The organism is Geobacter grbiciae (assembly GCF_018531165.1).
Classification (GTDB): domain Bacteria; phylum Desulfobacterota; class Desulfuromonadia; order Geobacterales; family Geobacteraceae; genus Geobacter; species Geobacter metallireducens.
In genome coordinates, this window is sequence record NZ_JAHDIW010000021.1 from 32,340 (window position 1) to 51,702 (window position 19,363).

General features: G+C 54.3%; 22 protein-coding genes. 11 read left to right on the forward strand and 11 right to left on the reverse strand.

All coding sequences use genetic code 11. The annotated features are described in order from the left end of the window. Window positions 1-6: 6 nt before the first annotated feature. The 6 genes from KJB29_RS17355 to KJB29_RS17380 all read left to right on the forward strand — a co-directional run bounded on the left by KJB29_RS17355 (window position 7) and on the right by KJB29_RS17380 (window position 5,164). Window positions 7-1,305 (forward strand): multidrug effflux MFS transporter, encoded by a 1,299-nt coding sequence (locus KJB29_RS17355; protein WP_215735593.1) that lies wholly within the window; start codon window positions 7-9, stop codon window positions 1,303-1,305. Between the two features lie 66 nt (window positions 1,306-1,371). After that, the gene (locus tag KJB29_RS17360) at window positions 1,372-2,556 is read left to right on the forward strand and encodes an iron-containing alcohol dehydrogenase (protein WP_215735594.1); all 1,185 of its coding nucleotides are present in this window, start codon (window positions 1,372-1,374) and stop codon (window positions 2,554-2,556) included. Between the two features lie 58 nt (window positions 2,557-2,614). Next, on the forward strand, window positions 2,615-2,758 hold the full coding sequence (locus tag KJB29_RS17365; protein ID WP_207163526.1) for a hypothetical protein: 144 nt from the start codon (window positions 2,615-2,617) through the stop codon (window positions 2,756-2,758). 106 nt (window positions 2,759-2,864) lie between these two features. Continuing rightward, window positions 2,865-3,377 (forward strand): (R)-mandelonitrile lyase, encoded by a 513-nt coding sequence (locus tag KJB29_RS17370; RefSeq protein ID WP_215735595.1) that lies wholly within the window; start codon window positions 2,865-2,867, stop codon window positions 3,375-3,377. Then, complete coding sequence (locus KJB29_RS17375) at window positions 3,370-4,110, forward strand: carboxymuconolactone decarboxylase family protein (protein WP_215735596.1); 741 nt, start codon at window positions 3,370-3,372, stop codon at window positions 4,108-4,110. Before KJB29_RS17370 ends, KJB29_RS17375 begins: the two co-directional genes overlap by 8 nt. A 232-nt stretch (window positions 4,111-4,342) precedes the next feature. After that, complete coding sequence (locus tag KJB29_RS17380) at window positions 4,343-5,164, forward strand: DUF169 domain-containing protein (RefSeq protein WP_207163523.1); 822 nt, start codon at window positions 4,343-4,345, stop codon at window positions 5,162-5,164. Window positions 5,165-5,283: 119 nt separating this feature from the next. Here the strand turns inward: KJB29_RS17380 and KJB29_RS17385 are convergent, their stop codons facing one another. Together KJB29_RS17385 and KJB29_RS17390 are read right to left on the reverse strand one after the other, a co-directional pair. Further along, entirely contained in the window at window positions 5,284-5,925 is a 642-nt protein-coding gene (locus KJB29_RS17385) for a TetR/AcrR family transcriptional regulator (RefSeq protein ID WP_207163522.1), read from the reverse strand. Window positions 5,926-5,985: 60 nt separating this feature from the next. Further along, window positions 5,986-6,912, reverse strand: coding sequence for an AraC family transcriptional regulator (locus tag KJB29_RS17390; protein ID WP_246561860.1), 927 nt, complete (start codon window positions 6,910-6,912; stop codon window positions 5,986-5,988). A gap of 324 nt (window positions 6,913-7,236) precedes the next feature. Here KJB29_RS17390 and KJB29_RS17395 point away from each other — a divergent pair, with 324 nt between their 5' ends. The 5 genes from KJB29_RS17395 (at window position 7,237) to KJB29_RS17415 (ending at window position 11,730) form a co-directional block, all read left to right on the forward strand. Further along, the gene (locus KJB29_RS17395; protein WP_215735597.1) at window positions 7,237-8,223 is read left to right on the forward strand and encodes an alpha/beta hydrolase; all 987 of its coding nucleotides are present in this window, start codon (window positions 7,237-7,239) and stop codon (window positions 8,221-8,223) included. Between the two features lie 174 nt (window positions 8,224-8,397). Further along, window positions 8,398-8,856, forward strand: coding sequence for a MarR family winged helix-turn-helix transcriptional regulator (locus KJB29_RS17400; protein WP_215735598.1), 459 nt, complete (start codon window positions 8,398-8,400; stop codon window positions 8,854-8,856). 71 nt (window positions 8,857-8,927) lie between these two features. Beyond that, a complete protein-coding gene (locus KJB29_RS17405; RefSeq protein WP_215735599.1) occupies window positions 8,928-9,770 on the forward strand; it encodes an SDR family oxidoreductase in 843 nt (280 codons plus the stop codon). 258 nt (window positions 9,771-10,028) lie between these two features. Then, the gene (locus KJB29_RS17410) at window positions 10,029-10,808 is read left to right on the forward strand and encodes a type IV toxin-antitoxin system AbiEi family antitoxin domain-containing protein (protein WP_215735600.1); all 780 of its coding nucleotides are present in this window, start codon (window positions 10,029-10,031) and stop codon (window positions 10,806-10,808) included. Then, the gene (locus tag KJB29_RS17415; protein ID WP_215735601.1) at window positions 10,801-11,730 is read left to right on the forward strand and encodes a nucleotidyl transferase AbiEii/AbiGii toxin family protein; all 930 of its coding nucleotides are present in this window, start codon (window positions 10,801-10,803) and stop codon (window positions 11,728-11,730) included. Before KJB29_RS17410 ends, KJB29_RS17415 begins: the two co-directional genes overlap by 8 nt. Here the strand turns inward: KJB29_RS17415 and KJB29_RS17420 are convergent. The 9 genes from KJB29_RS17420 to KJB29_RS17460 all read right to left on the reverse strand — a co-directional run. Beyond that, the gene (locus KJB29_RS17420) at window positions 11,723-12,127 is read right to left on the reverse strand and encodes a hypothetical protein (RefSeq protein WP_215735602.1); all 405 of its coding nucleotides are present in this window, start codon (window positions 12,125-12,127) and stop codon (window positions 11,723-11,725) included. The genes KJB29_RS17415 and KJB29_RS17420 overlap by 8 nt on opposite strands. 22 nt (window positions 12,128-12,149) lie before the next feature. Further along, window positions 12,150-13,634 carry a conjugal transfer protein TraH gene (locus tag KJB29_RS17425; RefSeq protein ID WP_215735603.1) on the reverse strand — a complete coding sequence of 495 codons (1,485 nt, stop codon included), beginning with the start codon at window positions 13,632-13,634 and terminating at the stop codon, window positions 12,150-12,152. A 37-nt stretch (window positions 13,635-13,671) separates the two neighbouring features. Continuing rightward, entirely contained in the window at window positions 13,672-14,511 is an 840-nt protein-coding gene (locus tag KJB29_RS17430) for a conjugal transfer protein TraF (RefSeq protein ID WP_215735604.1), read from the reverse strand. Beyond that, complete coding sequence (locus KJB29_RS17435; RefSeq protein ID WP_215735605.1) at window positions 14,496-15,908, reverse strand: HD domain-containing protein; 1,413 nt, start codon at window positions 15,906-15,908, stop codon at window positions 14,496-14,498. Before KJB29_RS17435 ends, KJB29_RS17430 begins: the two co-directional genes overlap by 16 nt. Beyond that, window positions 15,905-17,230, reverse strand: coding sequence for a type IV secretory system conjugative DNA transfer family protein (locus KJB29_RS17440; RefSeq protein ID WP_246561863.1), 1,326 nt, complete (start codon window positions 17,228-17,230; stop codon window positions 15,905-15,907). The genes KJB29_RS17435 and KJB29_RS17440 overlap by 4 nt, the downstream gene beginning before the upstream one ends. Before the next feature lie 40 nt (window positions 17,231-17,270). After that, window positions 17,271-17,993 carry a hypothetical protein gene (locus KJB29_RS17445; RefSeq protein ID WP_246561866.1) on the reverse strand — a complete coding sequence of 241 codons (723 nt, stop codon included), beginning with the start codon at window positions 17,991-17,993 and terminating at the stop codon, window positions 17,271-17,273. Continuing rightward, window positions 17,980-18,486 carry a lytic transglycosylase domain-containing protein gene (locus KJB29_RS17450; RefSeq protein ID WP_215735607.1) on the reverse strand — a complete coding sequence of 169 codons (507 nt, stop codon included), beginning with the start codon at window positions 18,484-18,486 and terminating at the stop codon, window positions 17,980-17,982. Before KJB29_RS17450 ends, KJB29_RS17445 begins: the two co-directional genes overlap by 14 nt. 80 nt (window positions 18,487-18,566) lie before the next feature. Next, window positions 18,567-18,845, reverse strand: a complete 279-nt coding sequence (locus KJB29_RS17455; protein ID WP_215735608.1) for an integration host factor subunit alpha — start codon at window positions 18,843-18,845, stop codon at window positions 18,567-18,569. 74 nt (window positions 18,846-18,919) lie between these two features. Continuing rightward, on the reverse strand, window positions 18,920-19,363 hold a 444-nt coding region (locus KJB29_RS17460; RefSeq protein ID WP_215735609.1), incomplete at its 5' end, for a hypothetical protein.

The window sequence follows — 19,363 nt, forward strand, 5'->3', positions numbered from 1 at the left end:
TAAATCATGATTGAGAAAACAACGGTACAACATCTGCACTCAAAAACACTACAGGATGACGGCGCTTCGGCGCTGGCCACCCCAGGTTGGCGCGTGCTCGCAGTCCTCAGTCTGCTGATGGGGTTTGCGGCGATTTCGACCGATCTTTATCTGCCGGCGATGCCACTGATGAGCCACGACCTTGGCGCAAATGCCGGTATGGTTGAATGGACCATTTCCGGGTACCTGGTCGGGTTCAGTCTGGGACAACTGCTGTGGGGACCGATCAGCGACCGCTATGGCCGTCGGTCCTCGGTAGGGGTCGGACTGGTCCTATTCGTGGTCGGCTCGGCCGGATGTGCTCTTTCGGGGAGCGCTTTGGCGATCATCGGCTGGCGGATTGTGCAGGCCATTGGGGCCTGTGCCAGCGTTGCCTTGTCTCGTGCCATGGTGCGTGATCTCTATGCAGGTAATCGGGCCGCCAAGATGCTGTCGACCCTGATAACGGTAATGGCGATAGCACCTCTCGTGGGGCCACTGGTGGGCGGGCAGATTGTTGTCCTTGCTGGATGGCGCACCATTTTCTGGACGATGGTCGGCATAGGTATCGTGGCCATTGCGGCGCTCTTCACGATTCCCGAAACTCTGCCCGCTGTACGGCGCAACCAGGAATCGCTTGGCCGTGCGTTGGCCCGCTACGGCGAACTTCTACGTGATCGCCGCTTTCTGGGCTATGCGACTGCGGGTGGGTTCTTCTACGCCAGCATGTTCGCTTATATCGCGGGGACGCCATCTGTCTACATCACCTACTACCATGTGCCAGAGCAGCTTTACGGTCTGTTGTTCGGTCTCGGTATTCTCGGCATCATGGCCTCCAATATGTTGAATTCCCACCTGGTTTCACGGTTCGGCTATGACCGGATGCTGCTGATCGGCACCGTCATCGCCGCGTTCTCCGCAGTCATGGTCGCAGTCTTCAGCCGCACCGGCTGGGGCGGGCTATGGGGGGTGGTCGTTCCTCTGTTCCTGTTTGTCTCCGCGACCGGTTTCATTGTCGCCAACTCGATCACGGGTGCGATGGACAAGTTCCCGCAGCGCGCCGGCGCCGTCTCCGCACTGGTCGGCGCACTTCAGTACGGCAGCGGCATCGTCGGTTCCGGTCTGGTCGGTCTCTTTGCCGACGGTACACCCTGGCCGATGGGCTGGGTGATTGCGGTGTGTGGAATCGGAAGCATGCTCTCCATGCTGCTGCTCTTCCCGGTGCCGAGGCTTTCAAGGGTAAGGTGCATACCGCCCCTCATCTGCAATGAAGCTCCAGGCGAGTAACCATGAACTTAACTGCATTGAATAGAAATAGAAAATAAAACATCCCATAAATAGAGGAGAATCAACATGGACAACTTCATCTTCAGCATTCCAACCACTGCCTACTTCGGCAAGGGACAAATCAATATTCTCGGTGCAACCATCAAGGCCCATGGCGGTTCCAAGGTGCTGCTGGCCTATGGCGGCGGCAGCATCAAGCAAAACGGCATCTACGAGACAATTCTAGAGCAGTTTAGCCAGGCCGGACTTGCCCATGTTGAATTGAGCGGTATCCAGCCAAACCCGCGGGTCGAAAGCGTGGAGGAAGGCATCGAACTCTATCGCAACAACGGTTGTGATTTCATCCTGGCCGTGGGGGGCGGATCGACCCTGGACGCCTGCAAGGCCATTGCCGCCGGGGTAAAATATGATGGCCCGGTCAACGATCTGTTCGTCGGGGAATCGAGAGGTGCCACTATCAGCGAGGTGGCTCCCCTGGCCACCATCCTGACCATGGCGGGAACCGGTTCCGAGATGGATATGGGGGGAGTCATCACCGTCGGTGCAGATCATAAGAAAAAAGTTATCATGCATCCGCTCCTCAATCCCCTATTCTCCATTCTTGACCCGGAGTACACCTACACGGTACCGGAATATCATTCCATGGCGGGTGTCGCTGACATCCTCTGCCACCTGATGGAACAATATTTTACCCCCGATGTCGCTGCCAAGGTTCAGGATCGCATGAACGAAGGGGTCATGAAGGTTGTGCTGGAGGACGCCCCGAAGATCCTGGCGAACCCGCAGGACTATGACGCCCGCGCCAACATCATGTGGGCCAGCTCCATGGCTTTGGCCGGGTTCCAGTTTCTGCTCGGCAAACCGAGTTTCGCCTTCCCGCTGCACGGCATGGGACACGAACTCTCCAGCAAGTACGACATGACCCATGGCGTCACCCTGGCGCTGCTGACTCCCGCCTGGATGCGTCACACCATGAGTACGGCTCCCGCATACCTGCCGATCTTTGCACGATTCGCACGCAACGTCTTCGATATACGTGAGGAAGACGATGCCAAAGCTGCAGAAGAAGGCGTCAAAAAGTTGCAGGCATTCTATTCCGCCATCAAGATGCCGGCGAATCTTCGTGAGGCAGGCGTCAAGGAAGAAGACCTGAACGTTATGGCAGAGAAGGCAGTGGAAAATGGAAAACTGGGCATCCTGACCCCGCTTGGCAAGGACGAGGTGCTGCAGATCCTGCGTGCGGCATTTTAATAACAAAGGGCGGAATTATTTATGAAAGCATTAGCTATAAACGGAAGCCCCAGGCCGGGTGGTTAAAGGCGAGATCAGTGGCGACGAGGAGGCCATGCGCAACATGAACCATCTCGGGCAGACCATTGCCTGGCTTGGAGCGGCCATCGCCTCAGTACCTGACACCTCTCCCTTTCCCAAGTTTGCCGTGGAGTTGCATTAGTTGCGCCAGTTGACGTACATGAAAGAGATGAACATGGGCAACAGTCAGTATGAGTTGATCACACTCAGATCCGTATAATGAACCGAGACTGCGCCGAGGAGGAACCGTGAAATTCACAACATTGCTCGTATCGCTATCTCTTCTTGCATCAATGGGTGCATTTGCCAGCAAGGCAGAAGCCGCGGAAGAAAACAAACCGTCCCAAAGCATAACCAGGGCCGGCACTCAGGCTTCAATCAAAGGATCAGCCGAATACTTTACCGGCAATGTCCGTGTCGATCCTCTGTTTGCAGCCAACGACGCGGCACCATTTTCCGGTGCCTATGTGACCTTTGAGCCAGGGGCCCGGTCAGCCTGGCACATCCACCCGACCGGGCAGCGCCTGCTGGTGACTGCCGGTGTCGGCCGGACCGGTGAATGGGGAGGAGCGGTGGAAGAGATCAGGGCCGGCGACGTGATCTGGTGTCCGCCGAAGGTAAAGCATTGGCACGGAGCATCACCAACTACGGCAATGACCCATATCGCCCTCACCGGGACAGCCGACGGCAAGAACGTCGAGTGGCTGGAAAAGGTCAGCGACGAGCAGTACCACGGCAAACCGAGAGGCAAGCATGAATAGACTGGTCACCGGGTTTCTGGCAATCATGCTGTTCATGATGCTGGTCATTGCAGCCATTGCGGAGGCACAACCCATGGACAAAAATCAGGCGCTGAGCGCAAAACAGCAAGGCATGATCCCCATCGCCGCTTTTACCGCCAAGGGTGATCTGGAAAAACTGAAAGTCTCCCTGAATGAAGGGTTGGATGCCGGCCTGAGCGTCAGCGAGATCAAGGAAATCCTGGTGCAGATGTATGCCTATACCGGCTTTCCGCGCAGCCTGAACGCTATCGGCGCCTTCATGGGCGTTTTGGAAGAGCGGCAGAAAAAGGGGATCAAGGACGTTCCAGGGAAAGAGCCGAGCCCCTTGCCTGCCAATAAGAGCAGTGTCGAGCTTGGCACGGACATTCAGACGCGGCTGGTTGGAAAGCCGGTCAGCGGGGCGATATATACCTTTGCTCCCGCCATCGATCAGTTTTTAAAAGGTCATCTGTTCGGCGATATCTTCGGGCGTGACAATCTTGACTTCCAGAGCAGGGAGATTGCCACCATTGCGGCTCTGGCCAGCATGGATGGCGTCAATCCCCAACTGCAGGCCCATTTCAACGTCGGGCTTAATACCGGCCTGACTGAGGTTCAGCTAAAGAGCCTGATTGACGTGCTCAGGGCCAAAGTTGGCAAAAATGAATCGGCCAGAGCTGCCAGGCTGCTAGATGAGGTTTTAAAAAGCAGAAAAGCTTCAAGCAATAACTAATCGAAAACATAGGGGACCCATGTCTTGGGAAAGTAGTCCAGTTGTGGATCGGGTCTTTCCATTCGAATCGACCGAAGAGGTTTTGGATTGCATTGATGAGTAGATGCGATTCAGTCACCTGTAAAAATAGACCGTAGGTCTATTTAAATTGACTCTCGGTCGATTTTTCCGTAGACTCCTTATTCGATGGGTGATGCCAACTTCGCCGAAAATTAGAGAAGGAGAGAATTCTATGGAATCTAAAATCGCCAAGGCTATTGGACTCAAGCACGACCCCGTCGCGGTTGTGCTGACAGATGAAAAACCGGAAGACGCCTCGCAGTTCAAACCCGGCAAATGGGGGTGTGTGATGTCTATGTTTGCCAATGCGGCAAGAGGCAGGACCACGGCTTTTGACGCACAGACCTACGGCTGCTGGGGTGGCGGCGTCGGTCTGGGGTTCGGCAATGCCTATGAGCAGTTTCCGGGGGGAGTCGACTGCTTTACCCGGTTTCTGTCGTCTGGCAATAAAGAGTGGGAAAAGGGAAGGCAAGTTGGAGAAGCTCTTGCCGGCGCTGCGGGAAAAGAGTTTGCAGACGACTTCCTGGAAGGCGAAAGATATGTAAAAAGCCCGGAACTGGTGGATCAGTGGCTTGAAGATCTGCCCATGACGGAAATAGGGTCCCGCTATGTGCTTTTTAAACCGCTTGCGGATATGGATAGCGAGAGAGAAAAGCCGGAAAACGTCGTTTTTATCGTGGATGCCGATCAGTTGTCCGCTCTGGTTATCCTTGCCAATTACGCCAGAAAAGGGATGGAAAACGTGACCATTCCCTACGCCGCCGGCTGCCAGACCATTGGCATTCTTCCCTGGCGCGAGGCTAAATCGGAGAATCCCCGGGCAGTCGTGGGACTGACCGACGTTTCAGCCAGAAAGTATGTCCGCAAACTTCTGGGCGCGGGGTATCTGTCGTTTGCCATGCCCTGGAAGTTGTTTCTCGAAATGGAGAGCACTGTAGAAGGGAGTTTTTTGGAGCGACCCACTTGGCTGTCTCTTCAGGACTCCAGGCAGTAAAGAAGTTACTCCAGATGCCACCTCAAGCTTGCAGGGTCATCTGCCGCAGGTGATCCTGCAAGCTTGAAGGCAGCCTTCGCAGGCAACTTCATCCCACCCAAGCGTCAGCACACGTTCCTTCACCCCTGCCCACCCAAAATTCTAAGAAACAGATCGTTGAGTTTTTTGGGCACGTCTTCGGCACGCTCTGTTCCCATCATGGCCTCGTCGCAAGCGCCGCGAAAGGCGTAAAACATGATCACAGCGGTCCAACGTTCGTCATCAACCTGCCAGGCTCCTGCTTTGCCGCCATCACGGATCAGTCCTGTAAGATATCGGGTGATTTCGGCCTCGGCCATGGTGTGCCGAAACGGCATTCCCAAGCTGTAGATCACGACGTCATGAAGTTCTCTTAATTTAAAGTAGGCCTCGACCGCTGCCTCGATCCAGGCAATGATGCGTCCGCGCCAATCATCGGCGGGACAGCTTTCAACGCGTGCACTGACCTTCTCCATGACCTCGTTTTCGAAAACTTCCCGCAAAACCCGAAGCAGTTCAGCCTTGTTGGAGAAGTAATGATAAAGCGTCCCCTTGGCAAAATTGGCGGCGGCAGCGATCTCATCCATGGTGGTGGCCTCGTAGCCCTTTTCCACGAATAACCTCCCTGCTGCTTCAATCAACGTGGCGCGTTTCAGATCGGCCTTGCGTGGACCCGCCGGCGCGCCACTCCGACGCATTGCTCCGCGATCCGCTCGATGTGAGCCTGAATCGGCCTCTTTCATACGTTTCTCCTCATCAGCTATGCCTCGCGATATCATTTATTCCTATTCCAATATTTCAAGTCACGGGTGCTTCAGTGACCCGGCGTCCGCCGCCAGTCGCCGCAAGCCGGTGATGTCGCGCAGCGGCGGCGCGCCGAACAGGCGGCCGTACTCCCGACTGAACTGCGAAGGGCTCTCGTAGCCCACCTGGAATGCCGCGGTTGCGGCATCCAGTGACTCCGCCAGCATCAAGCGCCTGGCCTCATGCAGACGCAGATGCTTCTGGTATTGCAATGGGCTCAAAGCGGTCATGGAGCGAAAATGGTTATGGAATGAAGACGTGCTCATGCGTGCCTGGGATGCCAGGTCATCGATGCGAAGTTGCTGGGCGAAGTTGTTTTTCAGCCATTCAATTGCCCGCGCTACCTGTTGACTCTGGCTTCCCGCCGCTGCAATCTGACGCAAACGTGCTCCTTGTTCTCCAACAAGCAGTAGGTAAATGATCTCCTTCTGAATTATGGGCGAAAGAATTGGAATGTCTTTCTCTTCATCGAGCAGGTCGATAAGACGCTGAAAGGCGGTGAGCAGTGGCAGAGTGATCTCGCTCGTCGCCATGCCGTGATCGGATTTTTGCGCACGATGGTGAGGGAAATTACTGTCAATAAGCATCTGGGAAACCTGCTGCATGTCAAACGTCAGCTTGAGCCCCAGTAATGGTTTCTCTTTGCTTGCTTCGATGACCTGAACAAACGTGGGCAGATCCACAGATGCGATCAGATACTGGTGAGGGTTGTACACATACGATTCATTTCCGAGCATAACGCGTTTAGCCCCCTGCACGACCATGCAGATACATGGTTCGTAGACTGCGCTAAATGGTTCGGTAGGGCCGTCTTCCCGGAAAAAGTATAACGCCGGGATCGCGCTTGGATTCTGCTCACCTTTGCTCGTCCATCGGGCAATACTATCTTTTAGTGTTTCGAGTGCCACATCCATCCTGCTCTTCATATAAACTCCATAACTATCTAACGTTGTTAAAATATTTTCGCTTCGTGCGATATGGTCATAATATCAAGCATGATGCTGCTTTACAACATTTGTGGATAGTTTTGTATGATTAGGCAAGATGTTTAGAGGATTGATCTATCGCCAGTTTTTTCATCCGGGGTAGGATGAATTAAACGAAAGGACATTAGCAAACGACGCTTTTCACAAACTGAAAGGAGACATCTTATGAACAATCGAGTATCTCGTAGGAAACTAATCCAGTGCTCTCTCATTGCGAGCGCAGTAATGCTATTTAGCGCTCTGCCCGCGGTGGCGGAGTTAAGCATGCCAACGAAAGGAGATGCCGTGCAACTGACCAAAACGTGGGATAAAACTTTCCCAAAAAGCAAAGCCGTCGATCATCAGAAAGTGACCTTTAAAAACCGATACGGCATTACCTTGGCAGCCGATCTTTATCTGCCTAAGAACCGTGGCAACCAACGTCTCGCAGCCATTGCCGTCAGTGGTCCATTCGGCGCGGTGAAGGAGCAATCTTCCGGTCTGTACGCACAGACGATGGCCGAGCGTGGATTTGTGACGCTTGCATTCGACCCGTCCTATACCGGCGAGAGCGGCGGCGAGCCACGCAATGTGGCCTCTCCCGACATCAACACTGAAGACTTCAGTGCCGCAGTTGACTTTCTCGGTCTGCACCCTGCAGTTGATCGCAACCGCATCGGCATCATCGGCGTCTGCGGTTTCGGCGGCATGGGCCTAAATGCCGCAGCGGTGGACAAGCGCATCAAGGCCGTTGTCACGACCAGCATGTATGACATATCAAGAGTTGCGGCCAAAGGTTACTATGATAGCCTTACCCTTGAAGAACGCACGAAGATGCTGGAGCAAATGAGCCAGCAACGTTGGGAAGACGCAAAGAATGGAACACCCGCTTCCGGCCCACGCATTCTGCCTGAGAAGCTGAAAGGCAACGAAAAACAATTCGTCGTGGATTACTTCAACTATTACCGCACTCCGCGTGGTTTTCACCAAAATTCACCAAACTCAAATGGAGCGTGGACGGCTACCAACACCCTGTCTTTCATGAATATGCCGCTGCTGACCTACATCAAGGAAATCTCGCCGCGTCCAATCCTGCTGATTGCCGGTGAGAACGCCCATTCGCGTTATTTCGCTGAAGATGCCTACAAAGCGGCAGCGGAGCCGAAAGAGCTCATGATCATCAAGAATGCCAACCACGTTGATCTCTACGACCAGATGGACAAAATTCCGTTTGACAAGATCGCTGAGTTCTTCAATAAAAACATGAAGTGAGATAACCCCTCCTCACATATGCAAAGATTAAAGCCGGTCATTGGGGGGATTCCTCAGCGACCGGCTTTTTTATGAGGGGCGGTAATCACTCGCACTGCTTATTTCAGCACCCATTCCGATGTTCCGCATTTTTTCTAGTTGACATATAGTTCGCCTACGAACTATATTACCCCTATGAAAAGAGCCAAACCATCCCCAAAGCACGACCAGAGCGCCATCATCGCCAGGATCGCCGGTATCCGCGAAGCGGCAAACCTGCTCATCGAGAAGGAGTTGCAGGCCCGCGGCCTGACCGGCATCGTGCCGGCCCACGGTTCAGTGCTCAACTTCCTCTTCCGCCAGCAGGAGCCTGTGCCGATCAAGTCCCTCGTCAGCAGGATCGGCCGGGTCAAGTCAACTGTCACCGGCATCGTCAACACCCTGGAGCGGCACGGCTATCTGTACAAGCAGGGGTGCGACCAGGACGCCCGCTCTGTCCGTATTGGCCTGACCGACAAGGGGATGGCGCTGAAGTGCGATTTCGAGGAGATTTCGGAAACAGTGCTCGGCCGGGTGTACGGGGACATGCCGGAGAATGACAGGCAGCGGCTGATGGAGCTGTTGGCAATTGTTGAAGGGAACCTTAAGGGGTAAAAATTTTTCGGCCAATAGTTCGGCCACGAACCAAGCGGCATATCAGCCGCTAATACGAAAGGAGAGAGAATATGAAAACCATACTTGTCACCGGGGCAACAGGGAGCCTCGGACGGGCGACCATGGCCACCCTCATTGCCAGAGGATTCAGGGTCAGGGCGGCCTCACGTCACCCACAACCCTCCACTGCCCCCAACGTCCAGACGGTCCACTTCGACTATACCGACCCAGCCACCCACCGGCCAGCGCTGGAGGGGTCAGACGGCGTGCTGCTGATCGCACCGCCGCTTGACGTGGAGTCACCTGCCAAGCTGAACCCAGTCATAGACCTGGCCAGGGAACTCGGGGTAGGGCATGTCGTTCTGAACTCGGCCCTGGGGGTGGACGCCGACGAGAATGCCCCGCTGCGCAGGATCGAGCGGCACTTGATAGCCTCAGGAGTAAGTTATACCATCCTGCGTCCCAATTTCTTCATGGAGAACTTCACCACCGGCTTCCTGGCTCCCATGGTGCGACAGGGGGAGATTTACCTGGCCGCAGGAGACGGGAAGACCAGCTTCATTTCAGCCTGCGACATTGCCGCCGTCGCGGCCGAGTCCTTTAGCGGCGCACACACCGGCCGCGAATACAGTCTGACAGGCCCGGAAGCACTCGATCACCATGAAGTTGCACAGCTCATCAGCCGGGCAGCAGGGAGGACGGTCAGCTACCACGCCATTTCGGAGGAGGAGATGCTCCAGGGAGCGATCCAAAACGGCCTCCCGGAGTCGGCCGCGCACTTCATGGCGCTCCTCTACAGCGTCGTGCGCAATGGCTGGGCCGCCGGCGTGACCGATGACGTGCAGGAGGTAACCGGTAAGGCGCCGCTCTCGTTCGCGGCATTTGCCGGAGAGAGTTCAGCTGTGTGGAAGTGATTAATTACTGGTAAGGCCTCGCATTGATATTGAGTGCTGGTAAAGTCGGTCCTTGGGGAATACCCCAGCGACCGGCTTTTTTTATTTAGGACAGGACAAGGCCGGGAACTCATCCCTGCTGGGGCACAGGTGGAGTCCGGGATGGTGAGTGATATAAAATATGTAGTAAAAGGTAAACTAATAGTTTACATATCATGCTGTAAGTTATATATTGATGCTTATGCACTCAGGTGGTTCAATTATAAGATAGGTGCTTAGATGTCAACTAATAGCTTACATTCAAGTAAAAATCTGAAAGCAGCACTCTTTTCCCTGCCGAATGGCATGCCGGTTACAACCAGTCAGATGGAACAGATGGGTATATCCCGCCAACTGGTACACCGTTATGTGCTGAATGGCTGGCTGGAGTCACTCGGGTACGGCTACTTCCTGCGTGCCGGTGATGAGCTTACCCGGAATGGCGCTGTGGCAGCTCTTGAAAGCCAGGGACATGATGTCCACATAGGCGGAAAATCGGCTTTATCGCTCAGGGGAGTCATACATTATCTAGCCCTTGGCAAAGATAAGCTGACCCTGTACCAGGTGTCACGAAAGAAAATACCTGAATGGTTTACCGCCAGGTTTGACTGCGAAATACGCATGAGTCGCCTTTTCGAGGAAAAAGGTGCCTTGGAGAACAGGCTGCACGTACGACGTCTCGATGAAGCCGACCGATACTCTCCATTTGTGTCCGAACCGGAACGGGCTCTCCTTGAGATGCTTGATGACGTGCCTCAGAAACAGAGCCTTGATGACGCCAGAAAAATCATGGAACCCCTGTTCACCTTGCGCTCAGATCTGCTACAGGAGTTATTGGAAGCCTGCACGAGGATCAAAGTCAAACGGCTGTTCTTCATATTGGCTGCCGAATTACAGCTGCCGGTAGTTGAGCAACTCGATGTATCCAAATTGGATTTTGGCTCCGCTTCTGTTTATGTCCGGACACTGAAAGGGAACTCTCTGATCTTACAGAATCCAGGAAAAGGAAAGAATGGATAGCCGTTACCTCGATATTGTACGGCTGCTTATCGACGCAGCCCCGTTCGTTTTTACCCAGCAGTGCTTTGCCCTCAAAGGGGGCACTGCCATCAACCTGTTTGTAGAAGACATGCCACGATTATCAGTCGATATCGATCTGGTTTTCACGGATCTCACTTGTCCCGATAGAGAGTCGGCGCTTGCGGCAATCGAGCGTGCCTTGCATGACGTGGCCGATCTGCTGCACAGCAAACTCGGTGTTACGGTTCGACCGACAATGTCCGGCAGCGACCATGAGTCCAAGCTGTTTATCTCCAAAGGGCCTGTACTTCTCAAGGTTGAGGTGAATCATGTCTTCCGGGGCACGGTATATCCCCTCGTCACTGGCAACTTGTCAGCGGAGGCGCAGCGACGCTTCTCCAGGGGCCTTTCCATTCCCATGCTCGATCATGACGAACTGTATGCCAGCAAGCTTGTCGCGGCGCTTGACCGCCAGCACCCTCGTGATCTGTTTGACGTGATGCTTCTCTTTGAACGCCAAGGCATTACTCCGAGGATTCGGCGGGCTTTCACCGTCTATCTCGCTGGCCACAACAGGCCGATCCATGAACTTCTGGCGCCCCACCGAAAAGACATCAGTGTCGAGTTTGAGAGAGACTTTGCCGGAATGACCACCCGCGAAGTGACCATTGATAAACTGCTTGAAGTCAGAGAGCAGTTGTTTGAACAGCTACCGGCAACTCTTGACGATGCAGAGCGCAACTTTCTCCTTTCGATAAGCCGGTGTGAGCCGGAAGGAGCAATTATCGCCATGCCGGGTATTGAAAACCTGCCGGCCCTCAAATGGAAACAGCTGAACCTGCAAAAACTGTCCAAGTCTAACAGGACAAAATTCAACGCCATGACCGCAGCATTGAATGATGTTTTTGAAACCGTCAGGTGACGGCAGGTTCGGAGACCTTCTTCTTGCTTCCCTTACTCTCACCTTCGACGTTTTTCGCAAACGGGTTGGTAAAGCCCCGTGGCGGCGTGTAGTCCCATTCCATCAGCTCGCACATCTCGGCATTCAGCAGGTTGATTTCTTCGCGAATCTGCTGGCTCCTCTCGATAAACTCCTGCGCCTTTTCAAACGTGATGTTCTTGTTACGGCCCATGGTCATGCGTAATCGATGAAGTACGTTGTCGTGGGTGTTGAGCATGGTGATGAAGTCGCTTTGATCCAAGGTCTTCCGGGAGATGACATCGATGTCATCCCGGACTACCTTTTTCAGTTTCCGATCCTGCCAGGACTGCTTTCCCGATGGTTTTTTTCCGCTTGATTCCTGTTTGTTGTCTGCCATGATTCCTCCCATGTGTCTGATGTTAGATTCTGCCGGTCGCCCGCAGGGCAATCCCTTTACCGAAGCGATCCGATAATTCCGAGAACACCGTGTCGTCGAACTTCTTCATGTTCTGGACGATCATCTCTACCGCATTGATCTCCGATGCCGCATTGGCGTAACTCTGCTGGGCCACGGTGAGCAGTTGCAGCGTCTTTTCCTCCAGAGTCTGGATGTGCTGCATCCCTTCACCGAGGAGCGCCAGTTGGCAGGTCTCCGGAGAGGCGCCGGACTTGTTCCCCTTCTGGGTGGACATGATGTTCCGGGCCATCTCCTGCAACTGCACCGCCCGCCCGAACAGGTCGAGCAGCATGTAATAGCCGTAGGCCCGGGCAGTCAGTTCAGCCAGCTTGCCGATGACTTCGCCCTCGGTATTGGTGGCCGTGGCGTTCTTGAGGATCAGACCGACCGACAGCGGCGTGCTCTTGAGAAACGTTTCCTCATCGGCGGTGAGTGCAGTCTTCGATTTGATCTTCCCGGCGATGGACTGCATCTTGCCGGCCACATAGACCATCAGGTTCTTGTTGGCGTCGGTGATGTCTGCACAGGCCCCGGCGGTATCACGCCCTTGGGCGGAGCCGCTGATAAAGGAGTCAAAGCTGTTGTTCTTGTCGCACGGGGGAACGTATTGGGCCTGGTAGGTGGTACCGGTAGTCGCCGGATTCTGGATCACCACATCTCCGATGAAACCGCGCACGAGCTTGACGTAGTCACTATTCATCCCTTTTTTGCTGGCCAGGTTTTCCAGGACCGAACCGTCACCGAATATCTGCAGGACTTCGGCTGGGCAACCGGCGGTGGCGCTGGTGGCCGAGGTCTGGGTAGTGCCCGGAACTCCCGGCTTGTTGCCGGCGTTGGCCTTCTGCTCGCTCTCGAACAGCTTGCTGACATCCTGGTAAAGATCCTTGGCGCCGCTCGATACCATGAAGTCGGTCTGGGCCGTCTTCATCTCAGCCTTCAGGCTGTCCGACATGACAGACGAAAACGGACTGGCAGAGGTTGCCACCAGCGCCTTGGCCGCCTTGCAGTCGTTCAACTGTAACGAATTCAGCCGGTCGGTGATGGCTTCGAGGGTTTTGATGGTGTCGGCCACCTGGGGCGCCAGGGTCTTCAGGGCGATGTCGAAGGCCGCTGCCGGAGCCGCCGACAGTATGTTCTGGAGCTTTTGCACCAGGTAGTCAACGTTCAGGAACGAGAAACCGCCGAGGAACATGTCGATGCCGCCGCAGCCGGACTTCAGCTTCGGTAGCGAGGCGGTGAACAGGTGGTCGTCGGTGTTCGCCCACCTGGCAGAAAAGCTCCCCCCGGTGTAGTAGCCACGTTTCGACCCTTCGTAATAACTGGGCGAGGTGGAGCTCTTCTGCTGCACCCAGTCATCAACCCAGCCGGACCAGGACAGGACGGGGTTCAGGGCTATCGTTGCCGCCAGGCAGGCGGCAATGGTTCTGGTACATACGGTTCGTTTCACACGGGCACCTCTTCTCTGTCGCGGTTGGGCCGGGACCTTACTGTTGCTCCTTGTCCTGGAGGCGGCGCTTCTTCACATCGAAGCCGCCTCCCTTCTGAAATTCGTAGAGCGAATATTCCTCCGGGGAGATGTCACCCTTCAGGAGGCGCACGGCCCGGTACGCCTTGTCCTCGATCTCGTCGGCGGAGATGACCCCGGCCGAGACCGGCAGGTAATCCTGATTCCCTTTCTGGATCAGGATCAGGGTTGGGGTGATCTCCACGCTGAATTTGGCAGCAAGTCCAGGGTTCTCACTGATGTTGACCCGCTTCACGGTCCAGCCGGTTTCATTGGTGAACCAGTCCAGGATGCGGGACTGTTCGTCGCAGTAGCTGCAGTCGGGCCGCTGGAAATAGATCAGGGCGAAATCATCCCGGTTGTCCCGCAGGACGCGCTGCCGTTCCTCATTGATCTGAGCGATCCGGGCCAGGTTGCCGGGGGTGGTGATCGGGTAGTCCTTTTTCGTGGTCAGCTCCGGGTATTTCTGCCAGACGAACTGTGCCACGTTCGAAAAGGCGAGCGCCTTCTTGCGTGCGATCTCCTGGACCTCGAAATACTCCTTCACATTCTCTTCGCTCGGCTTCTGGACCGCCTTCTTCTTCAGCGCCTCGGCGAACTCCTGGAACTGGTCCGGATGCATCTCCCATATCTGCTCGTAGGTGTAGTCCTTGAGGGACGGAGTGGGCTTGGCCGGTTTCTTCTTTCTGGCGGGCTTCTCGGCCTGCTTCTCCGGCTCTTTCTGGTACCACCACCAGCCAGTGGCTGAATCGGTGTAGTAGCTCGCAGAGGCGGACACGGACAGCAAGAGCATCGCTGCAGCCATCAGCGGCCAACGCATTGTTCCACCTCCTTATTCTTGGGTTTGATATCTTTCACCATTCGCTTCAGTTGCGGGGTTTTCTGTTCTTCCAATGCCGACGGCATTACACCGAATGATTTTGCCGTAAAGGGAATCAGGAGATGTGAAAGGCGCTTGCCACCTCCGGTAATGATGGAAACCTGCGACGTGAAGTAGCCGTCCGCAACATGTTCGGTTGCCAGGGCTGATCTGGTTCTGGCCAGTTCCGTTACGACGGTGTACATCAGGTTGCGCTTCTCCGACTCGAAGCCTTCCGATGCACACACCATGGGATCATGGTTGCTTACTTCCTTGATGGCTTCCCAGAGCGCCTCGGGGTTGACATAGATCACCCCGTTGGGCATGGAAACCACTGACCACTGCTCACCCTTCGGAGTGGATTCCACCAGATTGATCTTTTTCTTCAGCGAGGAAATTATCGCATCCGGGTCAATACATGCCGGGATATCCATTATTGTTGGCATGTACCTCTCTTTGGAGGGAGCAAACCCGAGAGGGTGCTCCCGTTCTTCAGAAGGGGGGTGTATCGTTCTGGCAGAGGCAGGCACGGATTCCCTCTGTGCGCCATTGCTTTCGAAACTGTTGTGCTTGCGTTCCCGCAGGTCGGCATAGAGGGTTGCCAACTCCGCTTGACGTGCCTCATGGTCGCTTTGCTTGAGGCCATCCGTAAGAATGTTGTCGCACTTCATCAGGTGGTGGCCGGTGACAGCGCGACAGATGTCCTCCCTGTTGGGGAGAGTCATGAACTCCGGAATCCCCTTCAATATAAGCCCGGCAATGATCGGGTGGTCACCGCTGCTGTACATGCCGTCGTGGTAGGAAGGGATCTTGCCGATGTCATGGGCCAGAGCAATGAGAATCATGTCTGCCAGCAGAGCTTCCTGGTCGGCCTTGGCAATAAAGTTGCGGGTGACAGTCAACGTATGGCGGTACAGCGGCACAGTCTCCAGCAGGGCATAGGAGTCTTCGGCGTAGATACGTTCCGCTTCATCCTTGTGTTTCCTGACAACAGAAGGGCAGTCTCCCTCCTTGTCGAGCAAGGTGAGAATCATGATGATCAGATCCCTGCGGACTCCATTGATAGAAGGCCGATGCTCAATCATTTCGCTGAAAAACTGCTCAATCTCATAGTGTTGAAAAGTAGGGCGTGGCGTATGTGCACGGTTCTTCCTTGTCTGCTCCCTCCAGAGGTTTGAAGCATCCTTGATTTCAACCTCATTGTCAGTCCAGAGGTGGCTCAAGTCGGACAGCCTGGTTACCTCGGACGGTTTTTCCTCTTGCGGCGCTGGTGTTTGGTTTGGCAGCCATTTTCTGGTGCCGTAAACGGCAAAGCCGATCCCAACAGCTGCGGACATACCTAACAGCATCGTATTCATGGTGGGTCCGTTGTCTCGGACTGGAAAGGTGACAGCATTGAGGTAATGACTGCCGGAGCCTCCGGGAATATGATCTTTATCTTGGGGTTTCGGGCGTCGAGAGTGGTCCCCTTGAAGCGTCCCGAGTAGGTCATCATGTAGAATTCCCGCGGCTGGAGACTCAAGACATCCTGAACCCGCAAGATATCCTGCTCAACCTCACGGGTTGTAACCTGATTCGAGCCAAAAATCCCGGTCAGTACGTTCTGTACGCCGAAATGCTTGACCACGTAATCGCTGGTCTCGGCATCGGAGCAGCGCATGAAGATCTTGGTGTTGGTGTTGTCGAGTATGCTCTTGCCAAACTCTTCTCCGATGACCGCATAGATCTGGTTCACCGATTGAGCGAAAGCGGTCACCATGACATCGGCTGATCCAGCCTTGGCGAACAGCTCTTCTACCCCCTGGTAAAGCAGGCTCTGTGCTTCATCGATAAAGATGGAAAGCGGTGGGTCGACCTTCTGTCGGTTGGAGAGGTAGACCCGACCCACAAAGGACTGGATCATAGAGAGAAGCACCTTACCGAGAGTAGCGGAGGCTTCGCGGGTGATCATGGCACCGGTATGGACTACCAGGATGACCCGCCCGCCGGCCTCCAGATTATTGATGAAACGATTGGAATCGGCCTGCCCGATGATCTTGCCGATATTTCCCGAAGACAGTTCCATCAGGGCGGTGCGGAGCGTCGAAGAAACCTTGGCGTAGTATTCCAAGGGGGATTTGAGGATGTCCTCCAACATCCCAGCGGTCAACGACGCCTCGGGAGAACCGATGCTGCGAAGTGACTTCATGGTAGTTTCAAGAGACTCACGCCGAATGTTCTGCCGGATGGTGTCAATGTTCATGATCGGCATGTTCCCATGCCTCTTGGCCAGGATGATGTAGGCGGAAATTACCGCAGTGGTGATCTCCTTGGCGATGTTCCGGTAAAATGGTTCGCGGCCACCCATGATGCCCGACACGATGTGCCCGACCAGTTCGTCCGGCATGAAATAGAAGGCCATCGGATCGACAACGGCTGAGTATTCGGGAAAGATGGGAGTTACGAGCATCAGCTCTTCCAGGCGACCCGCATCCCTGGCGACTTCATAGATCTTAGTGAAGATCTGCTGGTCCCCCTTGGGGTCGAAATAAACCACAGAATACCCTTTACGGATGTCCTGCTCGATCAGGTTCTCGCACAGGCGGGTCTTGCCGACTCCAGTGGTGCCAAAGACAAATGTGTGCCGTTTTCTGTCGGCATCGGGTATGGCGATGGGAACGATCTTTGTCCGATGATCCATGTTCACACCGGTGCCCAAGCTGGTCATCGGTCCGGCCGGTTTAGCGATGCGATTCTTGAATGGAAACATACAGGTGCTCTTCCAACTCCTTCCCGACTGAGTTGATGACGTCCTTTGATATTCGTGAAGGTGTCACTATGGTGCTGAAGGCTCCGGGAATACGTTTCTGGCACAGAATTCCGGAAATGCGGCTGCGCTCCTGCAAGAGCAGACGCGGCAGCTCCTTCGAGATGCGGTTCAGTTGTACCTGTACCTTGGTTGACCTATGGTTGACCATGACCGGGACGACGCTGGTGATATGGAATTCCTTCACGGTTCCCGGGATGTAACGTCCGCGCTCATGTTTGGGCTGAAAGCGGGTCGGGCAGATTCCGGAAAGGATCAGTCGCCGATAGTGGTCTGCTATTTCCAGAGTGACGATCAGTGAGCCATCGTCACCAACGCGTGTAATTTCCCCCGGGGCCGTATAGCCTCTCAGCTCCTTCAGGTGCTTCGCTTCATGCAGGGTCTTCCGCAGTTGCAGTTCCAGATCGACCTGGTGCTGCACATGCCGTCGCAGTTTCCGCTCGATGTCGCCAAGAGTAATTGTAGTAGGGGCTCCGCCACCGTATGGATAGACGAGGATCTGCAATTGATCCTCGACCCTGACAGTGACGCTGGTTTGGAAGGCATGGGTTAGCGTTCTGGCAACGGCGACCTCTATCGCATCCAGAGTCTCATCTCGGGTCAGATCGCTTTCAGGCATGAATTCATCGAGATTCAAGGCCAAATGCCTCTTCCCACGGAGTAGCGACATGGGTTGCTGATGCCACCTGAACCGGCTGTGAATGTGTAAGCTCGCGTTTGACGATGTGGGCTACTCTGGCGGCATAGCGGTCGCGTTTGGACGGTGTGCGTGAGTTGTAGCAGCCGACTGCCGACCAGGTGTATCCGTAATCCCGAATGCATTGGGAAAGAACCCAGGCGCCTACCATGACATTGGTACACGGATCGGCAAGGTTGTTCCAAGAGATGCCGAGCTTGCGCAGTGCCGGCTCCCATGTGGAATTGATCTGCATGAGGCCGTAATCGTAAGTGCCGTTTGTGTTGTAGTTGATAGCCAGGGGATTGAAGCTGCTTTCCCCCTTGGAGATTGCGTAGAGGAGTTGGGGCGAGATTCCGTACCTGTTGCCGGCTTCTTCAAAGCAGAATGCTCCGGCCGGTTTCGATGAAACCATAGAAAATGAAAGCAGGAATATTAGTGCGGCAAATCGCATGCCTCCCCCTACGACTATAATCTATAGGGGGGGCAGGTCTTGGTGGGGCAGAAGGTGTGTGGTGAGTGTGGGGGGAATCGCTATTGTGGATTTATTGAGCTTTTCAGGATTGTGCTCGGCTTAAAAGTAAGGATTCTTCTAGCTTCGATGACTATTGATTCCCCTGTTTGAGGATTTCTGCCTTTGCGGGCCCGCTTGGTTTTTACTTCGAATTTGCCAAATCCGGAAATCTTTATATCTTCTCCGTCTTCGAGTGTATTTTTCAGGATGCTAAACACCGACTCAACCATGTCGATGGCTTCCTTCTTGGTAATGTCACATTTTTCTGCAACTCTTTCAACGATATCTGCCTTGGTCACCGGTTGCTCCAATCTTATATAATTGAGTTGGCTTAGCGATAAAGCCGCATTCGTCAAAACTTGATTCGCTACACCTATGCTCTTCGAATTGTTTTATACCAACCATCAAGGAATGTCTCTGCTCCTCTTTTATAACTTGTTAAATTAAGCTTTGCAGCGAAACCAGACTGGTCAATGTCCAATCCTTGAATTATTGAACGAGCCTGATTTGCCCTGCTAAATAAATGTGGATTAGCAATAAACCTATTTTCTGTAACATCTCGTACGCCCAAAATGAAATGTGGGAATAGGGCGGCTTTAACTGCAACTTCCCGTTCAGATGGATGGATTGTGTTTCCACTGTAAAGAGGAAGCCCTTTTTCTTTCAAAAAAGGCTCGTACTTTTTTGCTCGTAAATGAGATACCGCAAAGTCATCAAATGGTTCAGGGATAATGTAATATCCTGAATCCGTGACGAGATTTTGTACGGACCGATAATTCATGGGATCGGGGGGTGGTTGAGCCTCCCGTTTTCCCTG

Bases quoted from the DNA above. Each gene is read 5' to 3' on its own strand.
- KJB29_RS17355 (WP_215735593.1), top strand. From the start codon at position 7: ATGATTGAGAAAACAACGGTACAACATCTGCACTCAAAAACACTACAG.
- KJB29_RS17360 (WP_215735594.1), top strand. From the start codon at position 1,372: ATGGACAACTTCATCTTCAGCATTCCAACCACTGCCTACTTCGGCAAG.
- KJB29_RS17375 (WP_215735596.1), top strand. From the start codon at position 3,370: ATGAATAGACTGGTCACCGGGTTTCTGGCAATCATGCTGTTCATGATG.
- KJB29_RS17380 (WP_207163523.1), top strand. From the start codon at position 4,343: ATGGAATCTAAAATCGCCAAGGCTATTGGACTCAAGCACGACCCCGTC.
- KJB29_RS17385 (WP_207163522.1), bottom strand. From the start codon at position 5,925: ATGAAAGAGGCCGATTCAGGCTCACATCGAGCGGATCGCGGAGCAATG.
- KJB29_RS17390 (WP_246561860.1), bottom strand. From the start codon at position 6,912: ATGAAGAGCAGGATGGATGTGGCACTCGAAACACTAAAAGATAGTATT.
- KJB29_RS17395 (WP_215735597.1), top strand. From the start codon at position 7,237: ATGCCAACGAAAGGAGATGCCGTGCAACTGACCAAAACGTGGGATAAA.
- KJB29_RS17400 (WP_215735598.1), top strand. From the start codon at position 8,398: ATGAAAAGAGCCAAACCATCCCCAAAGCACGACCAGAGCGCCATCATC.
- KJB29_RS17405 (WP_215735599.1), top strand. From the start codon at position 8,928: ATGAAAACCATACTTGTCACCGGGGCAACAGGGAGCCTCGGACGGGCG.
- KJB29_RS17410 (WP_215735600.1), top strand. From the start codon at position 10,029: ATGTCAACTAATAGCTTACATTCAAGTAAAAATCTGAAAGCAGCACTC.
- KJB29_RS17415 (WP_215735601.1), top strand. From the start codon at position 10,801: ATGGATAGCCGTTACCTCGATATTGTACGGCTGCTTATCGACGCAGCC.
- KJB29_RS17420 (WP_215735602.1), bottom strand. From the start codon at position 12,127: ATGGCAGACAACAAACAGGAATCAAGCGGAAAAAAACCATCGGGAAAG.
- KJB29_RS17430 (WP_215735604.1), bottom strand. From the start codon at position 14,511: ATGCGTTGGCCGCTGATGGCTGCAGCGATGCTCTTGCTGTCCGTGTCC.
- KJB29_RS17435 (WP_215735605.1), bottom strand. From the start codon at position 15,908: ATGAATACGATGCTGTTAGGTATGTCCGCAGCTGTTGGGATCGGCTTT.
- KJB29_RS17440 (WP_246561863.1), bottom strand. From the start codon at position 17,230: ATGGATCATCGGACAAAGATCGTTCCCATCGCCATACCCGATGCCGAC.
- KJB29_RS17450 (WP_215735607.1), bottom strand. From the start codon at position 18,486: ATGCGATTTGCCGCACTAATATTCCTGCTTTCATTTTCTATGGTTTCA.